The 24,544-nt window shown below is 61.6% G+C and carries 22 protein-coding genes; 7 read left to right on the top strand and 15 right to left on the bottom strand.

Features of this window, described 5'->3' with window-relative positions; genetic code table 11:
• Nucleotides 1-59: 59 nt before the first annotated feature.
• A complete protein-coding gene (locus J7E24_RS16290; RefSeq protein ID WP_215139181.1) occupies nt 60-1,013 on the bottom strand; it encodes a 1-phosphofructokinase family hexose kinase in 954 nt (317 codons plus the stop codon).
• A 248-nt stretch (nt 1,014-1,261) separates the two neighbouring features.
• Between J7E24_RS16290 and J7E24_RS16285 the strand changes: the two genes are divergently transcribed.
• From J7E24_RS16285 to J7E24_RS16275, 3 genes are all read left to right on the top strand, one after another.
• Nucleotides 1,262-2,440, top strand: coding sequence for an alpha/beta hydrolase family esterase (locus J7E24_RS16285; RefSeq protein ID WP_215139180.1), 1,179 nt, complete (start codon nt 1,262-1,264; stop codon nt 2,438-2,440).
• A gap of 62 nt (nt 2,441-2,502) precedes the next feature.
• Entirely contained in the window at nt 2,503-3,288 is a 786-nt protein-coding gene (locus tag J7E24_RS16280) for a HipA family kinase (RefSeq protein WP_215139179.1), read from the top strand.
• The gene (locus J7E24_RS16275) at nt 3,275-3,658 is read left to right on the top strand and encodes a DUF3037 domain-containing protein (RefSeq protein ID WP_215139178.1); all 384 of its coding nucleotides are present in this window, start codon (nt 3,275-3,277) and stop codon (nt 3,656-3,658) included. The genes J7E24_RS16280 and J7E24_RS16275 overlap by 14 nt, the downstream gene beginning before the upstream one ends.
• Nucleotides 3,659-3,928: 270 nt before the next feature.
• Here the strand turns inward: J7E24_RS16275 and J7E24_RS16270 are convergent, their stop codons facing one another.
• The 9 genes from J7E24_RS16270 to J7E24_RS16230 form a co-directional block, all read right to left on the bottom strand.
• Nucleotides 3,929-4,492, bottom strand: a complete 564-nt coding sequence (locus J7E24_RS16270; RefSeq protein WP_215139177.1) for a hypothetical protein — start codon at nt 4,490-4,492, stop codon at nt 3,929-3,931.
• 81 nt (nt 4,493-4,573) lie between these two features.
• Nucleotides 4,574-5,269 (bottom strand): hypothetical protein, encoded by a 696-nt coding sequence (locus tag J7E24_RS16265; RefSeq protein WP_215139176.1) that lies wholly within the window; start codon nt 5,267-5,269, stop codon nt 4,574-4,576.
• On the bottom strand, nt 5,266-6,027 hold the full coding sequence (locus J7E24_RS16260; RefSeq protein ID WP_215139175.1) for a hypothetical protein: 762 nt from the start codon (nt 6,025-6,027) through the stop codon (nt 5,266-5,268). Before J7E24_RS16260 ends, J7E24_RS16265 begins: the two co-directional genes overlap by 4 nt.
• A gap of 12 nt (nt 6,028-6,039) precedes the next feature.
• A complete protein-coding gene (locus tag J7E24_RS16255; protein ID WP_215139174.1) occupies nt 6,040-6,555 on the bottom strand; it encodes a hypothetical protein in 516 nt (171 codons plus the stop codon).
• A gap of 109 nt (nt 6,556-6,664) precedes the next feature.
• Nucleotides 6,665-7,585: an NAD(P)-dependent oxidoreductase gene (locus J7E24_RS16250; protein ID WP_317195676.1), complete on the bottom strand. Its 921-nt coding sequence runs from the start codon at nt 7,583-7,585 to the stop codon at nt 6,665-6,667.
• Nucleotides 7,586-7,652: 67 nt separating this feature from the next.
• Nucleotides 7,653-10,064 carry an alpha/beta hydrolase family protein gene (locus J7E24_RS16245; protein ID WP_215139172.1) on the bottom strand — a complete coding sequence of 804 codons (2,412 nt, stop codon included), beginning with the start codon at nt 10,062-10,064 and terminating at the stop codon, nt 7,653-7,655.
• 217 nt (nt 10,065-10,281) lie between these two features.
• Nucleotides 10,282-10,881 carry a nitroreductase family protein gene (locus J7E24_RS16240; protein WP_215139171.1) on the bottom strand — a complete coding sequence of 200 codons (600 nt, stop codon included), beginning with the start codon at nt 10,879-10,881 and terminating at the stop codon, nt 10,282-10,284.
• 174 nt (nt 10,882-11,055) lie between these two features.
• Nucleotides 11,056-11,766 (bottom strand): pirin family protein, encoded by a 711-nt coding sequence (locus J7E24_RS16235; protein WP_215139170.1) that lies wholly within the window; start codon nt 11,764-11,766, stop codon nt 11,056-11,058.
• A 141-nt stretch (nt 11,767-11,907) separates the two neighbouring features.
• Nucleotides 11,908-12,462: a hypothetical protein gene (locus J7E24_RS16230; RefSeq protein ID WP_215139169.1), complete on the bottom strand. Its 555-nt coding sequence runs from the start codon at nt 12,460-12,462 to the stop codon at nt 11,908-11,910.
• 111 nt (nt 12,463-12,573) lie between these two features.
• Here J7E24_RS16230 and J7E24_RS16225 point away from each other — a divergent pair, with 111 nt between their 5' ends.
• A complete protein-coding gene (locus J7E24_RS16225) occupies nt 12,574-13,494 on the top strand; it encodes a glutamate--tRNA ligase family protein (protein WP_215139168.1) in 921 nt (306 codons plus the stop codon).
• A gap of 99 nt (nt 13,495-13,593) precedes the next feature.
• Here the strand turns inward: J7E24_RS16225 and J7E24_RS16220 are convergent, their stop codons facing one another.
• The 3 genes from J7E24_RS16220 to nfi all read right to left on the bottom strand — a co-directional run bounded on the left by J7E24_RS16220 (nt 13,594) and on the right by nfi (nt 19,233).
• A complete protein-coding gene (locus J7E24_RS16220) occupies nt 13,594-15,087 on the bottom strand; it encodes a RagB/SusD family nutrient uptake outer membrane protein (RefSeq protein WP_215139167.1) in 1,494 nt (497 codons plus the stop codon).
• A 14-nt stretch (nt 15,088-15,101) separates the two neighbouring features.
• Nucleotides 15,102-18,275, bottom strand: a complete 3,174-nt coding sequence (locus J7E24_RS16215; RefSeq protein ID WP_317195675.1) for a TonB-dependent receptor — start codon at nt 18,273-18,275, stop codon at nt 15,102-15,104.
• A 271-nt stretch (nt 18,276-18,546) separates the two neighbouring features.
• Entirely contained in the window at nt 18,547-19,233 is a 687-nt protein-coding gene (gene nfi, locus J7E24_RS16210; protein ID WP_215139165.1) for a deoxyribonuclease V, read from the bottom strand.
• 140 nt (nt 19,234-19,373) lie between these two features.
• Here nfi and J7E24_RS16205 point away from each other — a divergent pair, with 140 nt between their 5' ends.
• Nucleotides 19,374-19,928 carry a DUF1990 family protein gene (locus J7E24_RS16205; protein WP_251047237.1) on the top strand — a complete coding sequence of 185 codons (555 nt, stop codon included), beginning with the start codon at nt 19,374-19,376 and terminating at the stop codon, nt 19,926-19,928.
• A 98-nt stretch (nt 19,929-20,026) separates the two neighbouring features.
• Complete coding sequence (locus J7E24_RS16200; RefSeq protein WP_215139164.1) at nt 20,027-20,758, top strand: DUF1990 domain-containing protein; 732 nt, start codon at nt 20,027-20,029, stop codon at nt 20,756-20,758.
• An 87-nt stretch (nt 20,759-20,845) separates the two neighbouring features.
• Here J7E24_RS16200 and J7E24_RS16195 read toward each other — a convergent pair whose 3' ends face one another.
• Nucleotides 20,846-21,508, bottom strand: coding sequence for a cytochrome b/b6 domain-containing protein (locus tag J7E24_RS16195; RefSeq protein WP_215139163.1), 663 nt, complete (start codon nt 21,506-21,508; stop codon nt 20,846-20,848).
• Nucleotides 21,509-21,678: 170 nt separating this feature from the next.
• Here J7E24_RS16195 and J7E24_RS16190 point away from each other — a divergent pair, with 170 nt between their 5' ends.
• A complete protein-coding gene (locus tag J7E24_RS16190) occupies nt 21,679-22,725 on the top strand; it encodes an NAD(P)-dependent alcohol dehydrogenase (protein ID WP_215139162.1) in 1,047 nt (348 codons plus the stop codon).
• A gap of 173 nt (nt 22,726-22,898) precedes the next feature.
• On the opposite strand, the gene J7E24_RS16185 is transcribed toward J7E24_RS16190, so the two are convergent.
• On the bottom strand, nt 22,899-24,452 hold the full coding sequence (locus tag J7E24_RS16185) for a serine hydrolase (protein WP_215139161.1): 1,554 nt from the start codon (nt 24,450-24,452) through the stop codon (nt 22,899-22,901).
• Nucleotides 24,453-24,544 lie beyond the last annotated feature (92 nt).

The raw sequence follows: 24,544 nt of genomic DNA, 5'->3' as shown, positions 1-24,544 counted from the left end.
CCCCGCCCCTACAGCGTGCAATAGAAGTTGCTGCTTGTCAGCATGACGGCCTTTCTGACTTACACCACCACCGTCGCCGGCATGGTTTGCAGCAGCCATTGGTAGAGCCGGTCCACGTCGGTTTTGCGGAACAGTTCGGTGCCGGGGTTCATGGTGGCGGCCGTGCCGCAGGCCACGCCCAGGCGGGCAGTTTCGCGCAGGCTGCGGCCCTCGCTCAGGCCGTGCACGAGGCCGGCCACCATGCTGTCGCCGGCACCCACGGTGCTGCGCTTTTTCACCGATGGGGCCGACACGTAGTCGACACCTTCGGCCGACACCACACAGGCGCCCTGGGGGCCCATGGATACCACCACGATTTCGCATTTGCCTTCGGTTACCAGCTGGCGGGCGGCTTCGGCCACGGCCTGGCTGTCGAGCTCCTCCACGCCCTGCATTTTGCTTAGCTCGCCCACATTGGGCTTGGCCAGGTACACGCCCGCTTCGAGCAGGGCCAGCAACGCCGGGCCCGAGGTGTCGGCCACCACTTTTACGCCCAGCTCGCGGGCGGCGCGGGCAATGCGGGCCAGTAGCTCGGGCTCGACGCCGGGCGGCAGACTGCCGCTGATGACCAGAAACTCAGGCTGCTCGGGCAACTCCTGCAGCGTCTGCAGCACCTGCTGCTGCTCCTCGGGCAGCAGCGGGGTACCGGGCATCCCGAAACGGTACTGCTGGCTGGTGGAGGCATCGACCACAATGAAGTTCTCGCGGGTCCAGTTCTCTACCTCAATAGGCCGCTGCTCGATGTGCTCGTCGTGCAGCAGCTGGCGCAGCAACTGGCCGCTGGGGCCACCCACCGGAAATACGGCCACCGAATCGGAGCCCAGCCGCCGCAGCGCCCGGCTCACGTTGATGCCGCCGCCGCCGGGCTCGAATTTGGGCGCTTCGCACCGCAGCTTGTGGTCGGGGATGATGTGGTCAGCAGTAGTGCTTTTGTCAACCGTGGGGTTGAGCGTGAGCGTGACGATGCGGGGCATAAGCGAAGGAGTGAAAGAAAATAAAGCACGACGTAGGGGCGGGGCTTGCCCCCGCCCGCCGCTCGCGCAGCTTGAACGGTAATCGTTTAACGGCGGGCGGGGACAAGCCCCGCCCCTACGTCGTGCCTGAAATGCGTAACTCGTACCAACGGCTAAACATAGCACGGGTTTTCCCGTCTAGCATAGAGTCACCACGTTGGCCGCCCCCCGAGCGGCGGCGGTACCGTCCCTTTTACCTTTCTATCCTGATGATGCGTTTACTACTATTGCTGACGGGCCTGCTGCTGACTCTCGCGCCCCGGGCCCAGGCCCAGCAAACCATTACCGGCTCCATTCGCTTCGACGGTGTGGTGCGCGACTACCGCCTGTACGTGCCCCGGGCCTACGATGGTACCAAGCCTGTGCCGCTGCTGCTCAATCTGCACGGCTTCGGCTCCAACAACGTGGAGCAGGAGCAGTACGGCGACTTTCGGGCCATTGCCGATACGGCCAATTTCCTGGTGCTGCATCCCAACGGCACCGTCGGCCCCAACAGCCAGCGCTTCTGGAACACCTTCCTGCCCTACGCCGCCGGCGGCCCCGACGACGTAGGCTTTCTGAGCGCCCTTATCGATTCCATCAGCGCCAGATACCGCGTTAATCAGCAGCGGCTGTACAGCACCGGTATGAGCAACGGCGGCTTTATGAGCTACGAGCTGGCCTGCCGGCTCAACGGCCGCATTGCCGCCATTGCCTCGGTAACGGGCAGCATGGTGGCCAGCCATCTCGATGCCTGCGCCCCCGTGCGGGCCGTGCCGGTGCTGGAAATCCACGGCACCGCCGACGGCACCGTGCCCTACGAGGGCAACGCCGTGTTCGTGCCCATTCCGGAGTTGGTGGCTGCCTGGGCCCAGCGCAACGGCTGCAACCCTACGCCCGTCATCACCCAGGTGCCCGACACCAACACCACCGACGGCAGCACGGCCGAGCGGCAGGTATTTGCGGGCGGCCGCAACGGCAGCGTGGTCGAGCACTACCGCATTATTGGGGGCGGCCACACCTGGCCGGGAGCCCCTGTCAATATCGGCGTAACCAACCGGGATATTGATGCCAGCAAAGTGGTCTGGCAGTTTTTGCGCCGCTACCAGCTCAATGGGCTGGTAACGTCCACGACAGCGGCGGCGGCCCGGTCCTACTCAGCCGAACTTTTGCTGGCCCCCAACCCGGCGCGCAGCCAGGTAAGCGTCCGCTCGACGCTGGGGCCGCTGGAGGTTGGTAAGATGCGCGTTTCCGACGCGGCGGGGCGCACCGTATCCGCCACTTTCCGCCGCGGCCCCGATGGTAGCCTGCTGCTTTCCACGGCCGGCTGGGCCGCCGGCAGCTACTGGCTGCGCGCCGAGGTAAAGGGCCGCACTCTGTACCGGCAACTGCTGAAAACGGCAGAGTAAAACTGAACGTCATTCGGAGCAGGTGGCGCCGAATGACGTTCTTGCACCCATAAACTCAACCTATGCCCGAGCTTGCTTTGCGTACCGTGGAGGTGACGCGCTATGTGATTCCGCTACGCGAAGGCGGCTCGCTGCCCGCGCTGGTAGAAGCCGACGATAATTTCCTGTACGTACTCAAATTCCGGGGCGCGGGGCAGGGGCTGAAGGCCCTGATTGCCGAGTTAGTAGTGGGCGAGTTGGCCCGGCAGCTGGGCTTGCGCATGCCCGAGCTGGTATTTATCAACCTCAATGAAGCCTTTGGCCGCACCGAGCCCGATGAGGAAATCCAAGATCTGCTGCGCTTCAGCACCGGCCTCAACCTGGGCCTGCATTTCCTGGCCGGCGCCGGCACTTTCGATCCGCTGCTGCTCGATATCGAGCCCCGGCTGGCCTCGCTCATCGTGTGGCTCGACTGCCTGACGCTGAACGTAGACCGCACGGCCCGCAACACCAACCTGCTTATGTGGCACCGCGAGCTGTGGCTCATCGACCACGGCGCGGCCCTGTACGTGCACCACGCCGGCGCCGGCTGGGCGGCCCCCAAGCCCCGGCCGTTTCCGCAGGTGAAAGACCATGTGCTGCTGCCCCAGGCCACCGAGTTGCCCTGGGCCGATGCCGAAGGCCGCGCCCGCCTCACGCCCGCCGTTATCGGGGCCATTGTAGCCCTCGTGCCCGACGACTGGCTGCAGGAGCCCGACCTGAGCCCCGGGGAGCAACGCGCCCAATACGTACAGTTTATTACGGCCCGCCTGGCCGATTCTGCCACCTTCGTTGCCGAAGCTGAAGCCGCCCGCCATGCACTTGTTTGAGTATGCCGTGCTGCGGGTGGTGCCCCGCGTCGAGCGCGAAGAATTTCTGAACGTGGGCGTGATTCTGTACTGCGCGTCGCAGGGCTTCCTCGAAACCCGCTGCCAGCTGCCCGAAGCCCGGCTGCAGGCCTTTGCCGGCCCAACTCAGGAGCTCGATTTCGACGACCTGCGGGCCCGTTTGCGCGCGTTCGAGCGGATTTGTGCCGGCCGCCGCGAGGGCGGGCCCATCGGGCAGTTTGCCGTGGCTTCCCGCTTCCGCTGGCTCACGGCTACGCGCAGTACCGTGGTGCAAACCTCGCCCGTCCACCCCGGCCTCTGCCTCGACCCGGCTGCCACGCTGGCGCAACTCTACGAACAGCTAGTAGGTTGATGTCCGCTCTCAAAAATGCGCTAGCCCCGCTGCTATCTGCTATGGATAACGGCGGGGACGGGGCATGTTGAGGATAAATGCGTGGTATAGCTAACTCAAGTTGCGGGATAAGGCTGTCGGCACGGTTGCAGGGGCGGGGGCAAGCCCCCGCCCGCCGTTGAACGATTATCGTTGAAACGATGCGAACGGCGGGCGGGGACAACCGTAGGACAGCGCAGCTAAGCCCCGCCCCTACACCGTGCCAGTAGCCTACTTAACAACTTGAGTTAGCTAGGCCGAAGTTTGCGGGGCCAACTGCTGGAGCATGCGGAGCAACAGCCCGTACAGCTCCCGCAGCTGCTCGGGCTCTACCACGGCGCGCTCCAGCTGGAAGATGAGTAGCACTGGCGCATCGGCCGCGTCCGAATCGGGGGCCAGCGTGAAACGGGCCGCCGGGTGGCGTAACAGCGTCTGATGCACTGCCGGGTCGGCCAGTAGCCGGCGCAGGGTGTTAGGGTCGTTGGTGCTGATGATGAACGTCTGGTCCAGTTCGGCGTAGCCCAGCTCCACGTCTTCCAGCCCCAGCAGCTTCCCGATTTCGTGTACCCAGTCCTGCTCGTGCAGGGCGAAGCGCAGGGCCGGCCGGCTGGGGACTACGGCCTGAAACGTGGTCAATTCGTAGCCGCCCTCGAAGCCGCCGCCCAAATCAATATCCAGCTCCAGCCGCACACGGTAGGGTGGCTGGCAAAGGTCGGCGCGGTAGTCGAACAAATCGGGCTGGCGGGCCATATCGGCCGCTACCTGCGCCCAAAGGGCGGGCTCGGAGTCGGCGGTAAATGTGCGAACGGTTTCCATAGGGCAGAAGTCAGGCAGAGAAGAATAAAGACCTGTGCTTCCTACTCCGGAGCCGGCGCAAGGGTTATGGCCGGTCGCTGGCTACAAGTGCAGGCCCAGCCGAAAGCCCATCGGCAGGTAAGCGCCCGCGTGGCCATAGTCGCTGCTCGTGTTGGCAAACTGCGAAGTGGGCACGGTGGTCCGGGAGGTAGCCTGCCGCAGCCCCAGGCCCAGAAAAACGTCCAGAAAGAAAGGGGAGCCCGGCGTTTCTACCTGGTGGCCAAGTACCAGGGTAGCCCCGTACCGGTCAATAGTTTCGGTTTGGTTGCGGAAGCTGTACTGGTAGTAGGTAAGGCCATCCGCCGCCAGCTCCGGTTGCCAGCTCGGGGCCTGAAAATCAAGGCGAAAATGCTGGTAAGCCAATCCGTAGGCCAGGTAAGTGCCCGCCAGCGGGATAGGGCTGGAACCCAGGTAGAAGCGGTGTTGCGCCGCCAGCCCGAAACCCCGCACCCGGTCGGCACTGCCCTCGTGGCGGTCCGACGTCAGCTCGCCCACCGGCCCCCGGTAAACTTGCGGCGTGAGCACCACCGTTTGCCGGCCGCCGGGCCCGCCCAGGCTTCTTTCCAGGCTGAAGTGGTACCCGCTGGCCAGCAGCGGCAGCCAATCGACCGACAGCCCCCAGGTGCGCCGCGGGGCATCAGCAATCGGCAGGTCCGGCTGCTCGGCCGTTCCCGCTTGGCCTCGCGCCTGCGCCAACAATCCCAGGCTCAGCAGCCCCACCCCGAGCAGTCGTTTCATTTGCTGGTCGGACTGACGGCGAGCATGCTCAGGGGCGTAAGCTGGCCGTTGCGGTAGCGGTATTGGTACAGCCCATCGGGCCCGATGGCCAGCAACAGCCCGCGGTGCGGTATCACATCGGACACGTTCACCGGGAAAACCTTGGGGGTCGACAGCATAGGGGCTTTGCTGGTATCGAACACCTTGAGCTCGTTTCGGTCGCACACAAACAGCAGCGTACTGTCAACGCCCAGGCCCATGGGGTGCGTCATGGGGTAAATCTGGGCCAGGCGCGGGGCGGCCAGGTTGGTTAGGTCCACTACCTGCAGCTGGTTGGTGCCGCCGCCGCAGCTGCGGCCGTCGCGCAGCGTTACGTAGGCGTAGCGCTCATCCACCACCACGGGGTCGCAGCTGGCTACGTGCTCGTAGTAGGCCACCTGTTTGGGCTGGGCGGGCACGCTGGCATCGAAGATGAACATGCCGCGCTGGGTGCCCAGAAACAGGTAAGGAGCCCGCGGATAAATCGTTTCGATGCCCAGGCCCAGCGGCACTACCTGCCCACGGGCCGGAGCCGCCGGGTTGGCCAGGCTGAACAGGCGCAGGCTCTGGTTATCGACCACAAAAAGCGTGTTGTTGAGCACCGTGAATCGGGCCAGTGAGCCGCCCTTGCCGTTGTCGGCGGCCAGGTTGGGGCTGGCGTCGTTGCTGGTGCTACAGGCCGACAGCAGCAGGCTCAGCAGCCCCGCGGCCAGCCCGAAAAAAGAGGAAACGTGTTTCATCGGACCCGGAAATTAAAGTTTCTGCCAGCCGATTACCACGGCATCGGCGGGGCGGTTGGCGGCCTGGTACTGCTCGGGCACGGTGCCGGTTTCGGGCATGGGTAGCTCTGGCACTGCCTCTCGCAGCCGGTGCACCAGGTTTGGCTGCTGCATGTCGTGCATGTCAAACGTCAGCAGGTCGGAGCCGCTGTCGGCGTAAAGCAACGAGCCCTGCATAGCCACATCCACGTTGCCCGGAATGCGCAGAAAAGCCACCGGCCGGGGCTTGGCTGGGTCCTGGTTGTCGATGATGTGTACGCCCTCGTACCGCTCGTTGATGAGCAGATACGGGTCGCGGAGGTAGATTTTGCCGGTGTTGTGCAGCTCGCGGGGCGGCAGCACGGCCACGGCCTGCTCCAGCTGGCTGCGCGCCATCAGCTGCGGGCGGTAGCTGGGCAGCACCACCGGCTCGCCGGGGTTTACCATGGGGCAGGCCGTCAGGCCCATCAGCAGGCTGATGCCCAGCAATAAAGAGTAGCGTTGGCGCATAGCTTCGGAGAGGTGAAGTGGTATGCGCAGGAGTACAGCCAGGGCCGCAAAGGTTGCAAGCGTGGGTTGCGGCTATTCGCAGAGCTGCACGCATCAGCGGGAAGAGGCCCTAATAGCCGCGACCCAGTGCCACTTCATTTTCCAGCGGCTCGCCCCGCTGCCAGTGGCCCAGGTTGCGCAGAAACACCAGGAGCCGGTCGGCCTCTTCTTCGGGGTAGCCTCCGCCGCTGTGCTGGGTAAGCAGCACCTGCGGCAGGCTCCAGAGCGGATTATCGGTGGGCAGCGGCTCCTGGGCCGTTACATCGAGCACGGCCCCGGCCAGCCGGCCGGCCTGCAGCGCACTAATCAGCGCTGGCTCATCGGTGGTCGAGCCCCGGCCTACGCTGGCATAGAGGGCGTGCGGGGGCAAGGCCGCCAAAAAATCGGCCGATACGTAGCCCGTAGCGCTGCCCGGCAGGCAGTTCATTACAATGTCGGTTTCGGGTAGGGCCGCCAGCACTTCGGCAAAAGCGTGCAGCTGGGCCTGCGGGTCGGTGCGGGCCAGAAACTGCACCTGGCAGCCGAAGCCGCCCAGCTGCTCGGCCACCGCCAGCCCGATGCTGCCGCGGCCCAGTACCAGCACCCGTCGGCCCCGCAGCAGCCCCAGCCGGTGCCGAAACGTGCCGCCCTCCCAGTGCCGCCGGCTTTGCCACACGGCCAGTTGGGGCAGGCCGCGCAGCAGCGCCAGTAGCCCGGCCACCATAGTTTCGGCGCAGGGCCAGGCAAACAGGTCGCCCATGTTGGCCACCGCAAACCCGGGCCGCAGCTGCTGGTACTGATCAATACCGGCCGAGTCTATCTGCCAGAACCGAAGCCGGGGCGGCAGCGGCGTGAGCCAGGCAGCGGGCGGGTTGCCCAGCAGCAGCTCGGCCCTTAGCAGCGCGGCCGGTGGCTGGGAATTGTGCCGGTCGGTGGCGAAATGAACGTCGAAACCGGCGGGTAGCCGTTGGGTAAGCTCGGCGCGGGCGGCAGCCGAGTAATCAGAATACACAAACAGAAGCATAGGCTCCTATACTACCCGTAACGGCTGTGGGGTTGCACCGGCCGGGGCGTGGCTGCTAGTTGGAGGAGGTAGGAGGTGGGGTGGCTGGCTGCGCGACGACAGTAGGCTTGATATAGGCGTCGAGCCAGGTATTTACCTGCGACAGCAGCTGCATCAACGATTCGCGGGCCGTGTAACCGTGCGTTTCGCCGGGTAGCGTAGCGTAGTTCACGCTGGTGCCTCCCAACCGCTGCAACTCAGTATACAGCTGTTCGGTGCGGGTAGCGAGGCCGGCCGGCAGGCCATCGAAACCGGCGGGCAGTACCAGTAGCGGCCGGCGCAATGTATCGGGCAGGGCAAAAGGAGCCAGCGGAGTCCCTGCGTAATCCAGTGCGAATTCGGTCGGACTGCCCTTTTGCTCCTCGCCTAGCAGCTGTGCCGGCGCCGACTGATTGTGTAGGCCAGGTAACGCAATACCAGCTTTGAACAGGCGCGATTCGGCCAGCAGACTGGTAGCCAGGGAGGCTCCCGGGCCCTGGCCCAGCACCACTATCCGGGCGGTATCAATGAAGCCCATTCGGCGACCCTCGGCCAGCGCCGAACTGGCTGCCTGCAGTAGTTTCTGGTTGTAAGCAGCCGGAGTAGCTGCGTTGCCGGCCGACGGAACCGGTACGCCCTGCAACACGGCGTATCCCTGGGCCGTCCAGAATAGGGGAGAACCCCAGTTGTAGCGGGCGAACGTATGCTGAGAACCCCGCACCTGGCTGGTGCCAGTGCTGTCGTAAAACATGGCAGGCGCTACTTCCATAAGCGTTGGCAGCGGCCCGTCGGCGGCCTGGTAGCCGGCTGGCAGGTACAGTGTAGCCGTCGTTACCCGCCCGTCGGGCCGCTGATAGCGCAGCGGCTGTACGCGCGGCAGGCTTCCCAGGCCCGCATAGGGGTCGGCAAACTGGGTGATGGCTACCAGTTTCGGGCCGGTCCGCAGGTGGTAGTTGGGGGGCTGCTGGTCCGATTCGCGCTTCGTGATGAAACTTCGCTTCACCGGGTCAGTAATGAGAACAGGCTGCTCGAAATAGGGCGCTTCGGAGCGCCACCAGCGCTGGCTGGCGCGGGTGCGCACACTCAACTCGTCGATAAAAGGCCGGTCGCCCTCCGACGATGCTCCGGCCCCGAATAAGTACACTCCTGTGCCGCTACGGTCGGTGAGCAGCACGCGCCGGCCCTGCGCGTTAGGCTGCAGCACTGGCGTGCCCGGGTGGGCATAGGCATTGTGTTCCGGATATTCCAGCAGGGGCTTCTGCAGGGTTTTGGTTAGGATATCCAGCGGCCATACAAACTGCCTGCGGTCTTTCAGGCGGGTGCCTTCTACCAGCACCAGCTGCTCGCTGCCCCAGTATATGCGCCGGAAGCGGGCCGGAAGCGCGACCAGCTCGCGGGCCGGCTCCTCAAAAGGGGCTGCCAGCGTCAGGAGCTGGTCGCGGACCGGGGCGGCCTGGGCGGGGTTGCCACCGTCGCGGGCTTCCACCCAGAACAGCGTATTCGGAGCATCTTCGCGCCAGCTGAACTCGCGCGGGCCGGTTGGTACGGCCCCCAGTCCCTCCGGCAGCGAGTCGACGGCGGGTAAATCGGCCAGTTGCTTATCCAGCAGTCCATCCATGGCCAACACCTGCACCCGCTGCGGGAAACGGTTGAGTGGCAAGGTAGTGGGGTAGGGGCGCCGGTAGCTGCGTACCAGCACAAAGCGGCCATCGGGCGAGGGGGAGGCCTGGGCAATCAGGCCCGGCTGGCCCAGCGGAGCCATGCGCCCATCGAGGCCCACCCGCACCACCTGGCTGAGGGCGTAATAGCCCAGCATCTGCTCGTCGAGCGGGGTGGCAACGGGGTACTCGTAGCGGCGCCCTGCCTCAGTTGGAGCCGCTACCGGGGCGGCTCCCCGCCCGCCTATTACGGCCCGCACAACCAGGGTTTTGCTGTCGGAAACCCACTCGAAAGGCGTTCCTAATGTTCCGTTCAGAAAGATATTGGGTACCAGTCGCGCCGAAGCCGAAACGACATCAACCACCCAGAGTTCCAGGTGGTCGCGGGTGCTGTGGGTGAAGGCTATCTTCGTGTTGTCGGGCGACCATTGCAGGTTGGTGATGCGGGCGTTGGCCGGCAACCCCTGCACCAACAACTCCAGGCCTTTGGGGAGCTGCCGCAGCCGCAGGGCCCGCACATGGGCCATGCGGCTACGGGCACTAATGGCCGTATTGATGCGCAGCCCGGCAAGGCGTAGTTCCGGCTGGCTTTGATCGAACACGGTGGGGCGCTCCTGCATATCGAGCTGCAGCAACCACTGGCCATTGGGCGAGAAGCTGACCCTGGGCATGGGCGGCGCATCGGCCAGCGCAGCCAGGGGGCGCGGCGGCAGCTGATAAGGCAGTGTCTGGGCCGAGCTATGGCCTACCGTCAGGGCGCTCAGCGCCAGCATTAAAATATGTACTCTCATCGAAAATGCCACTCACCAGGATATAGCTGCAAAAAACGGCACATTTCACCAGATTTGCTAACGCATCTAATAAATAGCTATCTATCATATCATTATAAAATATTAAAAACGCTTTTGTCAAAAGCAAAAAGCCCCGTCAGAATGACGGGGCTTTTAGGCATGAGTCAGTAAGTAGGATTTATCTGGTATTTCGTTGATTTGCGAAAAGGGCAGACAATCAGTTAGGCAGCTGGCCCTGGAAGGCAAACGAGGCAACCGGCCGCCGCTGCCGCGGAGCCTGCTCCCGACTCAGGAATGGCTCGTCCAGCTGCTCGGCCTGGCCCAGGTAGCCCAGGGCCAGCATTACTACAGGTTGCAGGTCGTCGGGCAGGCCAAACGCCGCCCGGGCTTTGTCGGCCTCGAAACCACCCATAAAGTGACCATGCAGGCCCAGGGCCGTAGCTTCCAGAATCAGGTGGCTGTTGGCCATGCCCAAATCGTGGAGGGCGGCCGCGTTGGGCGAGCCGTTGGCGTAGGTGGTTTTGGTGAGAGCCAGCACAAGTACCGGCGCGTGGCGGGCCCAGGGCTGGTTGCCAGGCATCAGGCAGTCGAACAGCTGCCGGAAGGCCGCTTCATCGGTGCGGTGGGCATAAATGTAGCGCCAGGGCTGCTCGTTCATGGCGCTGGGGGCCCAGGCCGCTGCTTCGAATAGCTGCTGGAGCGCCTGTTCGGGTACTGGCTGGCTGGCAAAGGCACGGGGGCTCCAGCGCTGCCGGATAACATCGAGAACGGGGGTGTTGGTGGTGGCCAGCCGGCTTACCGCAGTTTGGTTGCTCATGAAATTGTAAAAGAGAGTGTGCCTGATTTCGCTGCCGCAGCATTGCTACAGACTTGCAGGCTCGCTAATGCCAACGTCGGAATTCCGACAAAATAGCGTAATAACAGGTAATGCAGCAACTTTACGAACCATGTATGGCAACACGGCAGGCAGGACATCAGCGCGTATCGGCGCTTACTGCATCGGCACCTCCAGCAGCAGCAGCTGAGCGGCCGAGTCGGCCTTAATGGACACCGATTCGGTTTCCCACAGCCCCAGCCCGTCGCGGCGCTGCAGGGGCTGGCCGGCTACGGTAGCGGTGCCTTCGAGCACGAATACGTACAGACCGTTGCCCGCCTTTTTCAACTGGTAGTCGGCCACATGGTCGGCGTCGAAATCGGCCAGGTGAAACCAGGCGTCCTGCTGAATCCAGATGCCCGCGTCGTCGGGCGAGGGCGAAACTACCTGCTGAAACTGGTTTTGACGCTCCTCGATCCGGAAACTTTGCTGGTCGTAGCGCGGCGTTACGTTACGCCGGTTCGGAATAACCCAGATCTGCAGGAATTTCACTTCCTCGGAGTGACTGTGGTTTTTCTCGCTGTGGGCAATGCCCGTGCCGGCACTCATCATCTGCACGTCGCCGCTCCGGATAATGCCATGGTTGCCCGCATTGTCGCGGTGCTCCAGCGTGCCGCTGAGCGGGATGCTGATGATTTCCATGTTATCGTGGGGGTGAGTGCCGAAGCCCATACCGCCGGCCACGGTATCATCGTTCAGCACGCGCAAAGCCCCAAAATTCATTCGTTGGGGATTGTGGTAGCCACCAAAGCTGAAGCTGTGGTAGGAGTTTAGCCAACCATGGTTGGCGTGGCCCCGCGAGTCGGCCAGATGCAGAACGGTTTTCATAAGACGAAAGCTGGAAAGGTTGATGATGCAAATATATGTACATACATCAATTATCCCAAAAATAGTTTCCATCGCCCACCCTGCGCTGCCGGTCAGCCCGCCAGTACGTCCACAGTCTGCCTCAGCAGCGCCCCACAATCGTCAGCGCCGCAGATACGTTGTTGTGCCTGCGCTGCCATCGGCCACGGTGTACTGCCCGTCGAGCACGAAGCGGCGGCGGGTGTTGCGGGGGCAGGCGCAACAGCCTCGGCCGGGGTCAGAGGCCGTTTCCAGCTCGCTGAATGAGAATTGCTGCCCGGTGGCCGGCACCACGATGCGGTAGCTGAAATCGGTGAAGCTGTAACTGGTCGCGCCGCTGGTAGGCAGCAGGGCCGGCGGCGGGGGCAACTGCCGGAAGCCAAAGCCATTACCGTAGCCGCTACCGTAGAAAATCAGCGGTGGGCGGCCGCCCGCCTGTTTGCCCTGCCGAATCGTGTCGGTGGTGCCCGTCAGGTCGCGGCGGGCGTAGCGCACCAGGTAGGCGTCGCGCAGCTCGTTGCGGTAGAAGCCACCACCGCTCAGCGTATCGGCCGCGAAGGCCACCCGCACGTCGTCGGTGCCCAGCGGGTCGCAGGTGTCACAGTTCTGGCTGCCGCAGCAGCCGGCCAGCAGCGCGGCAGCTACTAGCAAGCCGGCGGCAACAGAAAGGGTCGTCATGAAGCCAAACGTAGTTCTTTTTTGCAGGAGGTGAAAGCCCGCGAACCGGCCAGGGGCAGAACGCGCCAACGGCCGGTTTGCGTACTTTGCCGGGCCCGACTCGTTTTCCAGATGCTTCAGTTTCCGTCTGCGCCCGTGGTTTCGCGGCTGGCGCCCACGCCCAGCGGGTTTCTGCACCTGGGCAACGCCGTCAACTTCACGCTCACCTGGCTGCTCACGCGGCGGGCGGGCGGTACGCTGCACCTGCGCATCGACGATCTGGACCGCGCCCGTTTCCGGCCCGCCTACCTCGATAATATCTTCCAAACGCTGGACTGGCTGGGCCTCGACTACGACCACGGCCCCAGCGGCCCCGACGAGTTCGAGCGCTACTACTCGCAGCAGCACCGCCGGCCCGAATATGAGGCGACATTGCAAGCGGCCCGCGCCGCCCATCCCCGCCTGTTCTACGCCTGCCGCTGCTCGCGTGCCCAGCTGGCTCGCGCCGCCGCGCCCGACGGCTGCTACCCCGGCACCTGCGCGGCGCTGGCGCTGCCCTTTGATGGGCCCGGCCTGGCCTGGCGGGCCCGCGTGCCGCCCGGCGCCGCCGCAACGTGGCCCGACCTGGCGCAGGGCCCGCAAACCGTGGCGCTAACTCAGGAGCTGGGCGACTTCGTGGTGCGCAAAAAGGACGGCGCGGCTGCCTACCAGGTGGCTTCGGTGCTCGATGACCAGCGGCTGGATGTGAACTTCATCGTGCGGGGCCAGGATTTGCGTACCAGCACAGCGGCCCAACTGTGGCTGGCCGAAGTGCTGCCAGGGCAGGCGGATTTTGCTCAAACCCGGTTTCTGCACCACGACCTGCTCCTCGACGAGGCCGGCCACAAGCTTTCCAAATCAACCCAAACCAGCCAGCAGCGCGGTATTGCGGCGGAAGGTGCGGCGCCCCGGGTAGTGTACCGCGCCGTAGCTGGGCTGCTGGGGCTGCCGCCGGAAGCGGGCGAATCGTTGGCGGCGTTGCAGGTGGCCCTGCCAACGTATGAGTTGCTTTAGGCTGCCAGCTATGCTCACAAGAAGAAGGCCTTTCCAATTAAGAAAGGCCTTCTTCTTGTGAGCCACCGGAACTGCAAAAAAGCTTGTGCGACTAAGCGTTTAGTTGCGAGTCATGAGTGGATTGCTGCCCAACTCCGAACTGGGGATAGGCCAGATATAAGCTACCGCCGATGGCAGTACGGCTGGTACTACGCTCTTGGCCGGAATAGGCTGCAACAGACGCATAATATCATTGTTGCGCAGGCCTTCGCCCAGGAATTCTAGCCGTCGCTCCAGCAGAATGGCGTCAATCAGCGAGAAAGAGCTGGTAAAGGTGGCCGCCGTATAGGCGTCGGAGCCGGCCCGTGTGTGCACGGCGTTCAGCAACTCCAGGGCCCGTACGCTAGCAAGGCCTTCGGTACGGGCTAAAGCTTCTGCCAAATTCAGCAACACCTCCGAGTAGCGGATAACCGGCGCATTATCGGTGTAGGGAGCGGCCGAGGTGCCGCCGTTGCGATACTTGGTGAGGTAGGTGGTAGTACCTACCCGGGTGGTAAAGCTTGTTAGGCGAGTATCCGTGGCTTTAAAACGAGTGTTGGCAATAACGCCGGCCGTATTGAGGTTGTACTCGCCGTTGCCTCCCTGCGTGGGGGGCAGGTAATAGAAGGCCAGCTGATTTTGCGTGCCGGGCTGGTCCTGGGCCGTGAACGGAAACGACAAAATGCTTTCTGCGCCGTTCTGTTCCGAAGTGAATACCGCCGCAATAGAAGAATTCAGGGTGTGTGCTACCCCGCTGCTAGCCCGGAAAGGAGCCGTAGCCGAAACGATTTTAGTAGCCTCCCGAATTACATCGGCGTAGCGGCCCATACTCAGGTATACTCGGGTTTTGAAAGCAATAGCCGTGTTCCGGTGCGCCCGCGTAACCGTGTTGGTGGTGATAACGGGTAAGCTCTCCTCCGCCGCATTAAGGTCTTTCAAAATCTGGTCATACACTTCGGCTACTGTGCTGCGGGCCAAGTTGTTGTTGCCTAAGTCCGTTTCGGCCATGAGGCGTAGCGGTAGGCCTGGCTTGGAGCCGTTGCCGTCGGCGTAGGGGCGTGCATAGTATTGTAGCAGCGAATAGTAGGCCAGCGCCCGCAGAAACTGCCCTTCGGCTTTGTAGCCGGCCGCTGTAGCCGCAAAATCGGCCGGGAAAGGAGCTGCCACGAACTTGGATGCATTGGCCTCTAGGCCTGCCAGCAGCACGTTTATCTGATTGATGGCCTGATAAGCAGCTCCCCACAGGTTGATGACATCATTCTGCGACGCCTCAGTGAGCGTGTGCTGCCACACGGCTACGCCAGTTACTCCATTGGAAGTCCGGTTGATGAAGTCATCGGCCCGGATGTCGCCGTAAATTTGGTAGCGCCCACCCAGAAAGGCCCCGGCCTTCATGTAATCATACATGTTGTTCACCTGCAACAACACGCGCGAGGGCGTGTCGAAGGCTACTTCACTGGCCAGCGCAGTTCTGGGTTTTACTTCGAGGTTATCATGGCTGCAGGATGTCAGCAGTCCGAGGCCCAGCGTAGCAGAAAAGGCTCCCAGCGTAAGGATATGTTTGAAAGTCTTCATAAGGACGAAAGGAGTTAGAAGCCAATATTGAAACCGGCGGTGTACGTGCGCGCCTGGCCAACCGAGTTACGGTCTACCCCAGCACCAGTGTTAGCGCTGCCGTTAGTAGAAATTTCCGGATCAATGCCCGAGTAGTTGGTCAGCAACGCCGCGTTCTGCACTTGAATATAGAACCGAGCACTGCCTAAGCCTAGCTTTTCTACCAGACCTGAACCCACGTTGTAGCCCAAGGCCACGTTGCGCAACCGGGCAAAGTCGCCCTTCTCCACATTGCTCGACATTACCAGCGCCGAGCCGTTCGAGACGTTGTCGCCGTACACTACGCGGGGCCATTCGGCGTTGCGGTTATTTTCCGACCAACGGTCTTTAATATCGGATGCGTTGTTCCAGAAGCGCTGGTCGTGCAAACCGGCTTTCGTGCCGTTGTAGATGTAATTGCCCCCCGAGAATTGAATGAACACGCCCAGGTCGAAATTTTTGTAGCGGAACGTGTTGTCAAAGCCGCCATACCAAGTGGGGAGCGTAGGCCCGTAGAACTGTCCATCGGCCAGCTGCGACGGCGCCGTGGTAACCGGCTGCCCATCCAGGGTAGTCCAACCACCTCCCAAGTGGTTATATTGCACCACCGACCCGTCGCTGCGGCGAACCATACGGCGGCCGTTTTCGGGATTTACCCCCAGTGAGGGAACTGCCAGAATTTCGCCCACTGAACGCCCGACTACCGTGAAGTTGACTGTTTCCAGACCGGAAGTAGCCGTGGCAATCCGAGGTACCTCGCTCGAAAGAGCTAGTACGCGATTTTTAAGGGTAGTCAGGTTGGCATTAACCGACCACGAGAAATCGGCCTTTTCGATAATGCCCACGCGCAGGTTCAACTCGACGCCGGTGTTGCGCATGGAGCCCACGTTGTCGGAGATGGCGTCGCCTGGAATACCACGCGAAGGTGCCTGCGGCAGTTCCAGAATCAGGCCATCCACATCGTTGCGGTAGTAGGTCACATCTGTCTGCACCCGGTCGTTAAACAGATTGACAAACAGGGCTACATCAGTCTTTTTACTCGTTTCCCAGGTCAGGTTGGCGTTGCCGGCGTTGCTATAGAAGAAGGTGGCGTTCGGGCCGTAGAGGCTGGAACTGTACAGGTTGCGCGCCACGAAGTCGCCGATGCCCTGATTGTTGCCCACTTCACCGTAGCTGCCCGTTACCTTAAACAGGCTCACGTTGTTGTTCAGGAAAGGTGAGTTCTTCCAGAAGTCTTCCTCCGACAGCACATAGCCCAGCGACGCTCCGTAGAAGTTGCCCCACTTTTCGTTGCCCCAGGCCGAGTAGCCGTCGCGGCGGGCGTTGAAGGTGGCCAGGTATTTACGGTTGTAGTTGTAGTTGAGACGACCGAAGTAGGATATCAGAAAGTTCTCGCCCTGGAAATTGCCGGCCGCTGCGATGTTCAGGTAGCCACCCTGGAACGTGGTGAAGAACGGATCGGCCACGCCGGTGCGGTTGGCGCCCCAGCGGTCGATATTGGTGCGCTGATGCTCAGTGCCAAGCAGTGCCGAGAGGTTGTGCTTCTCGGCCAGCGACACATCGTACTGAGCCGTATTCTGCCAGTTCCAGCGCTTGTTGGTGCGGTAGTAGTTGATGGCCTGGCCAGCCACGCTGAAGCCGTCGCCAGCCAGCGAAGTGGAGTACGACTTGTCTTCGAAGGCAATGTTGTAAATGCCATAAGAAGTACGCAGATTCAGGCCTTTAACCGGCTCTAGATTGGCATACACGCTTCCCTGAATCTCGTTGCCCTCCGACTCGAAGTAATTGTTGGCCAAGTCGACCACCGGGTTGTAGTAGCCTGGCAGCAGCGGCGAGCCATTGGGCGTAGCTGTCGAAAATGAGGTAGGGTTGATGTTGTTGCCCGCCCCGATTCCGGCCCCATTTGTATTCGGCGTGCCGTCGGGGTTGAAGGGGGCTATGTTGGGGGGCAGCACCAGAGGCAGGCGTCCCAGGCCGGCAGTTCCGAAAGCCCCGTCGCCAACCGACCCCGAGTTGGGCGAGGCCGTGCGCGAGTTGGTATAGCCTACGCGCGAACCCACTGTGAGGCGCGAGAATACCTTGTGGTCGATGTTCAGGCGAGCCGAGCCGCGCTTGAACGTGTTGTTCTTTAGCATACCCTTCTGGTCGGTGTACCCAACCGAGGTGTAGTAAGTAGTTTTCTCGGTGCCCCCGCTGAAATTGATGTTGTTGGAAGTAGAGAAGCCCGTGCGATAGATATAGTCGTACCAGCGTGTATCAACCGGGTTCCCACTGTCGTCGAGAGTGGGCCGGAATCCTTCAATAGCCGTGGGAGCCAGCCCCAGGGCTACACGGTTGGCATTCAGGTTGCGCACAGACTCGTTTTTAGTGTCTATGTACTCCGCAGTGTTCATCACGTCGATGAGGCGTACCGGGGTCGTAAGGCCTGCCCACGAATCGAGGGAGATTTTGCTTTGTCCACGCCGACCTTTTTTAGTCGTTACCAGTACCACGCCGCCGGCCGCGCGCGAGCCATAAATGGCCGTTGCCGAAGCATCTTTGAGCACTTCCACGCTCTCGATGTCGTTGGGGTTGATGTTGCTGAGCGGGTTGTTGGGCACACTACCTACAGCCGAACTGTTGCCGCTGAACGCCGGAATACCATCGATAACGTATAGCGGGGCTGAGCTCAGGCTGATGGAGTTCACGCCCCGGATACGCACAACGGGCGGCGCATTAAGTACACCGTTGGGCGTAGTGATGTTCACGCCTGCTGCTTGTCCCTGCAACGCCTGCTCGAAGCTCTGTACGGGCTTGTTAGCAATTTTAGCGGCACCTATAGTTGCAACTGAACCCGTCAGATCGCGCCGCGACTGGGTGCCGTAGCCTACCACCACTACTTCATTCAGCGCCTTGGAGTCAGCGGCCAGCGTTGTACTAACAACGCCGCTATTGCCGATAGACTGCTCGATGCTGCCATAGCCGATGGAAGAGAAAACCAAGGTGCCACCGCCTGCCGGTACCGACAACGTATAGGAGCCATCTGCGCCGGTCGAAGCACCGGTTGAAGTGCCTTTTACCAGGACCGTTACGCCTGGTAGCCCTTCACCGCTGGAGCGGTCAGTAACCCGGCCTGTAATAGTGCGGTTCTGGGCTTGTGCTATAGTCCCCGACAGAGACAATACAGCCACAGTTGAAAGCAGTAAAGTTCTTTTCATGCGAAAGCAGCAAAGTGGTGGAAAGATGGCTTTGGATGTATTTCTATTTCACCAAAGAATGAGGCAATATGCTATCTATATTTCTATATACACATGAAAAAATATGTATTTATTTCAAAAAGTGCTTTGTGGTTAAAATATAGATGATTTATATATTTAATATATTAGCCCATAGTAAGCCACCCATCCATGATTTTAAGGGAGGGTAGGTAGCTGATTAATCAAGAAATCTGTAGAAGGTGATTTACCTCAGCTCCTTTTTGAACTCCTCGGCCCAGAGGTCGGCGAGGCGGGTGGGCTCGGGCAGCTTGTAGCCGCGCAGGCAGGCCAGCGTGAGGCGGGTGGCGGTGGTCTGGTCGCAACGGTGGCCGGGGCTCACGAACAGCGGCTTCACCTTGTCTTTGCTACGGATGACCTGGCCCAGCAGCTCGCCGTTTTTGTCGGTGAGGGGCGTAATACTGCCTTTGGTGAGGGCCGGCTCCTCGTAAACGCCCGTGAGGCGCTGCTTGGCTACTCCAAATGTGGGTACATCCAGCTCGACGCCCAGGTGGGCCGCAATACCCATGCGGCGCGGGTGCGCAATGCCGTGGCCATCCACCATGATGATATCGGGCTGGCGGCGCAGCTTCTCGTAGGCTCGCAGCAGGTTGGGTGCCTCGCGGAACGAGAGCAGGCCGGGAATGTAGGGCAGCGGTACAGGCCCGACGTGGTACACTTTTTCAATGAAACCCAACGACGGCAGCTCCAGCACCACAAACACCGACAGCACCGTATCGGGCGTCGGAAACGAGGAGTCGCAGCCGGCAATGTAGCGCAGCTCGCCGGTGGGCGGCTCCGAGCGCACCCGGTTGCGCAGCTGGTCTTGTAACTGGGTGAATTCGCGCACTAGTTGCGGGTCGGGGGCGGGGCCGGGCGGGCGGAAGTAGGCCATAGCAGGAAAGAGTCGGGATGAACCCGGTGTACTGCCAGGGCGGGCGCGGGGTTGTGGGCGCAGCCGGAGTCAGGCCGCAGCCCGAAAACCTGCGCCGACGTGGTCCGTTTATGCAGGATGAAAACAGCCCTCTGATTGCTATGCCTAAATCCGAGCAACCCGCTTATACTGGTAGCGGCCCGCTTTTCGAGCGGCGCTACTGGGTAGATGTGCAACACCCGCGCCAGCCCGCCGACGCACTGCTCCGCCATATAGAGTGCCATCTGCCCGATTTCTCGTCCGATTTGTTGGCCGACTTTGAGAAATCGAGAGGTACAGAAGAGTGCCTGGCAGTAGGCGACGAATACCGGATTAAGATTCTGGGGCCCTGGAACGGCGAAGTGCGCGTAACGGCGGTAGGCGCAGACTTTTTCGAGCTGGCTACGCTGGAAAACCACCCCGAGGCCGGCCGCATCCGCTTCTCGTTGCGGCCCCACGCTACGTTACCCAATACGGTGCGCTTCGAGATTCACTCCTGGGCCCGCTCGCGCGACGGGCTGGTGGCCTTCACCTACGACACGCTGGGCTTGGGCCGGCGGGTACAGCAGCAAACCTGGGAGGTGTTCTGCCAACGGGTAGCCGATTTCAGTGGTGGTCTTCTGCTGGGGCCGGTGCAAGTGGAAACGATAAAAGAAGGGGAGGGGCAAGTGGACTGAGTGCAAGGAAAATGGGCCATGCTTCGGCTGCTTTCCGCCCAGCATAATCCGTTTTACACCTTCCGCCAGTTCTTCTACATCGCTCATAGTAAAGCCTCATGACCACTCGCACTGCCCTCACTGCCCGCCAGCAGGCCCGTCTGGCAGCGTACACCGATACGGGCTATAATTTCGACCCCGAGCGCCTGGCTGATTACACCGCCGCCACGGGTTGGCGCGTGGATGACTACGAAACCGAACTGCCACCCGAAGCGCCCGGCCCGCCGGCCGCGCATGGTTCCTGGGCTGCTGCCCGCGAGGTGCTGCGCCGCTACTCGTTTCCGCCGCCCGGCCTCATCAGCGGCATCTTTCTGCCCGACCAGCCCCTGGCGCAGCGCGTAATGGTGCTGCAAGCCCGGTTTCTGGGCTTCTCGTTCTGGTTCGGGGTACGCATTGGGGGAGTAACCGACGAAGTGCGGCAGTTGCCGGACGGGGGGCAGGAGCAGGTGTGGGGCTACAACTACCGCACCCTCGAAGGCCATTTCGAGCGGGGGCAGATTGAGTTCATGGTGCACAAAAACCTGCGTACCGGCCACGTATGGTGCCACATCCACGCCGTGTCGCAAACCGGCCGCATCCGTAATCCTTTCTATTGGATAGGTTTTCGGTTGTTTGGCAGGCCGTTGCAGGTGCGCTTCTCCCGGCAGTCGCTGCAGCGGCTAAAGGCGCAGGTAGAGCAGATGCTGCAGGAAGGATGGCAGGTGCCAGCAACGGCTGGCCCAACAGTGCAGCGCATTTCGGCCGACGAAGACGCGCAGGAGCAGTTGGACAAAAACCAACCGTCATCCTGAGCAACACGAAGGACCTGTAGAGAACCAACCAATAAGTGTGGCTTCTCTACAGGTCCTTCGCGTTGCTCAGGATGACAGGTTTTGTGATTAGGCCTCTTCCGCTGGCTTGCCGCCGTTAATCATGGCTGAAACCACGCCGGGCTCGTCGGTTACCTCAGACCGGAAGACGCCCAGAATATGTGCCACTACAAAGGCAATAACGGCGTACATGGTGTACTCGTGAATGGTTTCGGATACTTCCTTGATGGGCTCCAGGTAATCTTCGAATACTAGGACCAAGCCCGTAATCACCATCACGGCCAGAATAATGTAGAACGCGCGGTAGCTGTAGCGTACCCAGCGCGCTTTGGTAGCCCCGGCCTCGCCCCGCGCCTCGCGGGCCCTGATGGCTGCCAGTTTGGCTGCCGTGCGCTGGCTGCCGCGCTGCCGGAAGCTCACAATTACCCGGAACGCCAGCAGGCAGGAAATGGCAATGCCTACCCAAATGTGCCAGTCCCAAATGCGGTGGGATACAATGCGGGTAAGGCCGCGCAACTCCGTGGCCGGTAGGTTCACGCCCTTTTCGGCCAGCACCTGGCTGAACTCGGGTGCCAGCGTCTTCACTTTCAAAACGATGAACAGGAACAGAATCGTCATCAGCTGAAACAACACCAAGCCCGAGTTGGACCAATGCCAGATGCGCAGGCCCAGCGAGTTATGCCTGGAAACAGCAACTGTAGAAGAGGAGGAGAAAGGCTGAATAGCGGCCATAACACGGGCAGAAAAAAGAAGAAAACTCTTGGCTGGGGAAGGTACGCCAGGGCCGGCAGATTTGTGGTGCCTATAACCAAGAATAGGCCGCTGCGTAACAATTAACAGCCGACTACAGTTATGCTACCCACGCCCGGGACCCACTGTCCCGGCCGCTTATTTCTTTTGCTATGACCTCAGCCCAAGGCTACGCTGCCCCCGCCGCCGACCAACCCCTCGCCCCCTTCAGCTTCGAGCGCCGCGACGTGGGCCCCCACGATGTGCGCATGGACATTCTGTTCTGCGGCGTCTGCCACTCCGATATTCACCAGGCCCGCAACGAGTGGGGCAGCTCGATGTTTCCGATGGTGCCCGGCCACGAAATCGTGGGCCGCGTAACCGAAGTCGGGGCCCATGTAAAGAACTTTAAAGTAGGCGACCTGGCCGGCGTTGGCTGCATGGTCGATTCGTGCCAGCACTGCGCCGAGTGCAATGAAGGCCTGGAGCAGTACTGCGACAATGGTTTCGTGGGTACCTACAGCGCCAAGGATAAGGACGGCTCCATCACCCAGGGCGGCTACTCCAACAACATCGTGGTAACCGAGAAATTCGTGCTCCGCGTGTCCGAGAAGCTCGATTTGTCGCGCGTGGCGCCGCTGCTTTGCGCTGGTATTACCACTTGGTCGCCGCTGCGCCAGTGGAACGCCAAAAAGGGCGACCGGGTAGCCGTCATCGGCCTCGGTGGCCTGGGCCACATGGCCGTGAAGTTTGCTGCCGCCATGGGCTGCGAAGTAACGGTGCTTAGCACTTCGCCCGACAAGGAGGCTGACGCCAAAGCTCTCGGCGCCCACAAATTTGTGGTGACCAAGAATCAAGGCGCGATGAAAGACATCAGCAACTACTTCGACCTGATTATCAACACCGTGTCGGCCCCCATCGACCTGATGCCCTATGTGGCCAGCCTGCGCCTCGACGGTACCATGGTACTGCTCGGCGTACCGCCCGAGCCGGCCCAGCTGCACGCGTTCAATCTCATCAGTAAGCGCCGCCGCATTGCCGGCTCGCTTATCGGGGGCATCCAGGAAACCCAGGAAATGCTGGATTTCTGCGCCGAGCACAACGTAATGAGCGATGTGGAAGTTATCAACATCGACTACATCAACGAAGCCTATGAGCGCATGATGAAGTCCGACGTGAAGTACCGCTTCGTGATTGACATGGAGAGCCTGAAAGGGTAGATTCTGCGCTGCAAGCGGTCAGCTTCAAGCTGCAAGCTGACTGCCTGATAATATGAGGACCTTATTCCACATGGACGACCGTAATAACGGCTCGTTTTGATGGAATAAGGTCCTTTCTTTATTGTACTAAGTGGCAGTCAGCTTGCAGCTTGGGGCTGACCGCTTGCAGCTCCCTACAGCTTCCCGAACACGTAGGAATCGGCTTCCACGTAGTCGTTGGCGCGCATTTCTAGGGATTTTACCTGGCCGTTTTCTACTTCGAACTTAGCCGGTAGCACGCCGAACACGAGGTCGGAGTAGGTGGCGCGGAACTCCTGGCCGTCCATGTAGTCGAGCGTGGCGGTGAGGCCGGGGTGGGTGGGCAGCGTGACGAGCAGCTGCTTGCCTTTCTGAGTTACCTGGATGCGGCCGAACAGCGGGTTGTCGAATTCGCCCACGTAGGCTTTGAGGGGCAGCGGGGCCTTGGCTTTTTTGGCTACGCGGGCAGCCAGGGCCAGCGTGGGGTCGGGGCCGGCTGCTAGCTCGCCGGCGCGGCGGCGGGCTAGCAGCTGGGCGCTTCTATCAATATAAGACACGCCCAAGTAGGCGTCGAGTAGCTGGTAACGCAGGGCCTCGAAGAAGCTTTGGTTGTCGTTGTTGGTGAGCACGGCCAGGCCCAGGCCGGCCTCGGGCACGAAGCACACGTTGCTCACCTGCCCCGACGCCCCGCCCGTGTGCCAGTATACCTGCCGCCCATTGTAGTCGGCCGACTCGACGCCCAGCGCGTAGGTCACGAAATGGGTCGGGAACAGCGGCGACTTGCGGCTGCTGATGATGGTGTTGGCGTCGCGGGTTTTGCGCAGCGTGGCCCAGGGCAGCACCTGCCGGCCCTCGTAGCGGCCACTATCGAGCTGGAAACGCAGCCAATGGGTGAGGTCGCTCACGTTGGACGCCATGCTGGCGCAGGGGCCCATATTGTCCCAGTTGTCGAACTGCACCTTGGCTAGTGGCCCGAACGTGTTGGAGTAGGCCGTGGCAATGTTGGGCTGCCTGGCGAATTCGAGCGACGAGACGAAGGTGTTTTTCATGCCCAGCGGTTGCAGCAGGTTCTGGCGCACGTACTCCTCCCAACTCGTGCCCCCGGTCACGGCCGGAATCACCTCGCCGGCCGCCACGAAGCCCGAGTTGCAGTAGCCGTAATCCTTACGGAACTCACGCGTGGGCTTCATCAGCCGCATCCGGCGCACAATGTCGGCCCGCTCCAGGTTGGATTTGAAGAAAGTGAAGTCACCCTGAAACGTCTTGAAGCCCAGGTGGTGGCTCAGCAGGTCGCGCACCGTTACGAGGCGGGTGCTGGTGGAATCGTAGAGCCGAAAATCGGGCAGGTATTTGGTTACGCGGTCGTCGAGGCTGATTTTCTTCTCCCCATCGAGCTTGGCCAGGGCCGTGCCGGTGAACAGCTTGGTGTTGGAGGCAATCATGAACAGCGTCTGGTCATCCACGAGGGCCGGTTTGCCCACCTCGCGCACCCCGTAGCCTTTTTGCACCAGCGTCTGCCCGTCCTTCACTACCACCACGGCCAGCCCCGGAATGTTCCAGAGCCGCATGCCGCGCTGCACATAGCTGTCGAGACTGTCGGTGAGAAAACGGTTGGGAGTTGTGGGCGGCGTAGTTTGGGCCTGCGTGGCAGTAGCCGCGCCCAGCAGCAGGGCAGCGGCAGTTAGTCGGCGGAGAGTAGGGGTGGGCATGGAGGAATCTTGAATGGAAAAGCACGTCATGCAGAGCGAAGCGAAGCATCTCGCTCGCTTCGTTGTAAAAGTAAGTAGTGTTGCATAAGTAA

The sequence above is a fragment of the Hymenobacter sp. ISL-91 genome (assembly GCF_018613725.1).
Taxonomy (GTDB): domain Bacteria; phylum Bacteroidota; class Bacteroidia; order Cytophagales; family Hymenobacteraceae; genus Hymenobacter.
The sequence above is the reverse complement of the archived record's forward strand: the minus strand, read 5'-3'. Positions and strand labels throughout refer to the sequence as shown.

Coding starts and splice junctions, on each gene's coding strand:
- J7E24_RS16290 (WP_215139181.1), bottom strand. CDS start 1,013: ATGCCCCGCATCGTCACGCTCACGCTCAACCCCACGGTTGACAAAAGC.
- J7E24_RS16285 (WP_215139180.1), top strand. CDS start 1,262: ATGATGCGTTTACTACTATTGCTGACGGGCCTGCTGCTGACTCTCGCG.
- J7E24_RS16280 (WP_215139179.1), top strand. CDS start 2,503: ATGCCCGAGCTTGCTTTGCGTACCGTGGAGGTGACGCGCTATGTGATT.
- J7E24_RS16275 (WP_215139178.1), top strand. CDS start 3,275: ATGCACTTGTTTGAGTATGCCGTGCTGCGGGTGGTGCCCCGCGTCGAG.
- J7E24_RS16270 (WP_215139177.1), bottom strand. CDS start 4,492: ATGGAAACCGTTCGCACATTTACCGCCGACTCCGAGCCCGCCCTTTGG.
- J7E24_RS16265 (WP_215139176.1), bottom strand. CDS start 5,269: ATGAAACGACTGCTCGGGGTGGGGCTGCTGAGCCTGGGATTGTTGGCG.
- J7E24_RS16260 (WP_215139175.1), bottom strand. CDS start 6,027: ATGAAACACGTTTCCTCTTTTTTCGGGCTGGCCGCGGGGCTGCTGAGC.
- J7E24_RS16255 (WP_215139174.1), bottom strand. CDS start 6,555: ATGCGCCAACGCTACTCTTTATTGCTGGGCATCAGCCTGCTGATGGGC.
- J7E24_RS16245 (WP_215139172.1), bottom strand. CDS start 10,064: ATGAGAGTACATATTTTAATGCTGGCGCTGAGCGCCCTGACGGTAGGC.
- J7E24_RS16240 (WP_215139171.1), bottom strand. CDS start 10,881: ATGAGCAACCAAACTGCGGTAAGCCGGCTGGCCACCACCAACACCCCC.
- J7E24_RS16235 (WP_215139170.1), bottom strand. CDS start 11,766: ATGAAAACCGTTCTGCATCTGGCCGACTCGCGGGGCCACGCCAACCAT.
- J7E24_RS16230 (WP_215139169.1), bottom strand. CDS start 12,462: ATGACGACCCTTTCTGTTGCCGCCGGCTTGCTAGTAGCTGCCGCGCTG.
- J7E24_RS16225 (WP_215139168.1), top strand. CDS start 12,574: ATGCTTCAGTTTCCGTCTGCGCCCGTGGTTTCGCGGCTGGCGCCCACG.
- J7E24_RS16220 (WP_215139167.1), bottom strand. CDS start 15,087: ATGAAGACTTTCAAACATATCCTTACGCTGGGAGCCTTTTCTGCTACG.
- nfi (WP_215139165.1), bottom strand. CDS start 19,233: ATGGCCTACTTCCGCCCGCCCGGCCCCGCCCCCGACCCGCAACTAGTG.
- J7E24_RS16205 (WP_251047237.1), top strand. CDS start 19,374: ATGCCTAAATCCGAGCAACCCGCTTATACTGGTAGCGGCCCGCTTTTC.
- J7E24_RS16200 (WP_215139164.1), top strand. CDS start 20,027: ATGACCACTCGCACTGCCCTCACTGCCCGCCAGCAGGCCCGTCTGGCA.
- J7E24_RS16195 (WP_215139163.1), bottom strand. CDS start 21,508: ATGGCCGCTATTCAGCCTTTCTCCTCCTCTTCTACAGTTGCTGTTTCC.
- J7E24_RS16190 (WP_215139162.1), top strand. CDS start 21,679: ATGACCTCAGCCCAAGGCTACGCTGCCCCCGCCGCCGACCAACCCCTC.
- J7E24_RS16185 (WP_215139161.1), bottom strand. CDS start 24,452: ATGCCCACCCCTACTCTCCGCCGACTAACTGCCGCTGCCCTGCTGCTG.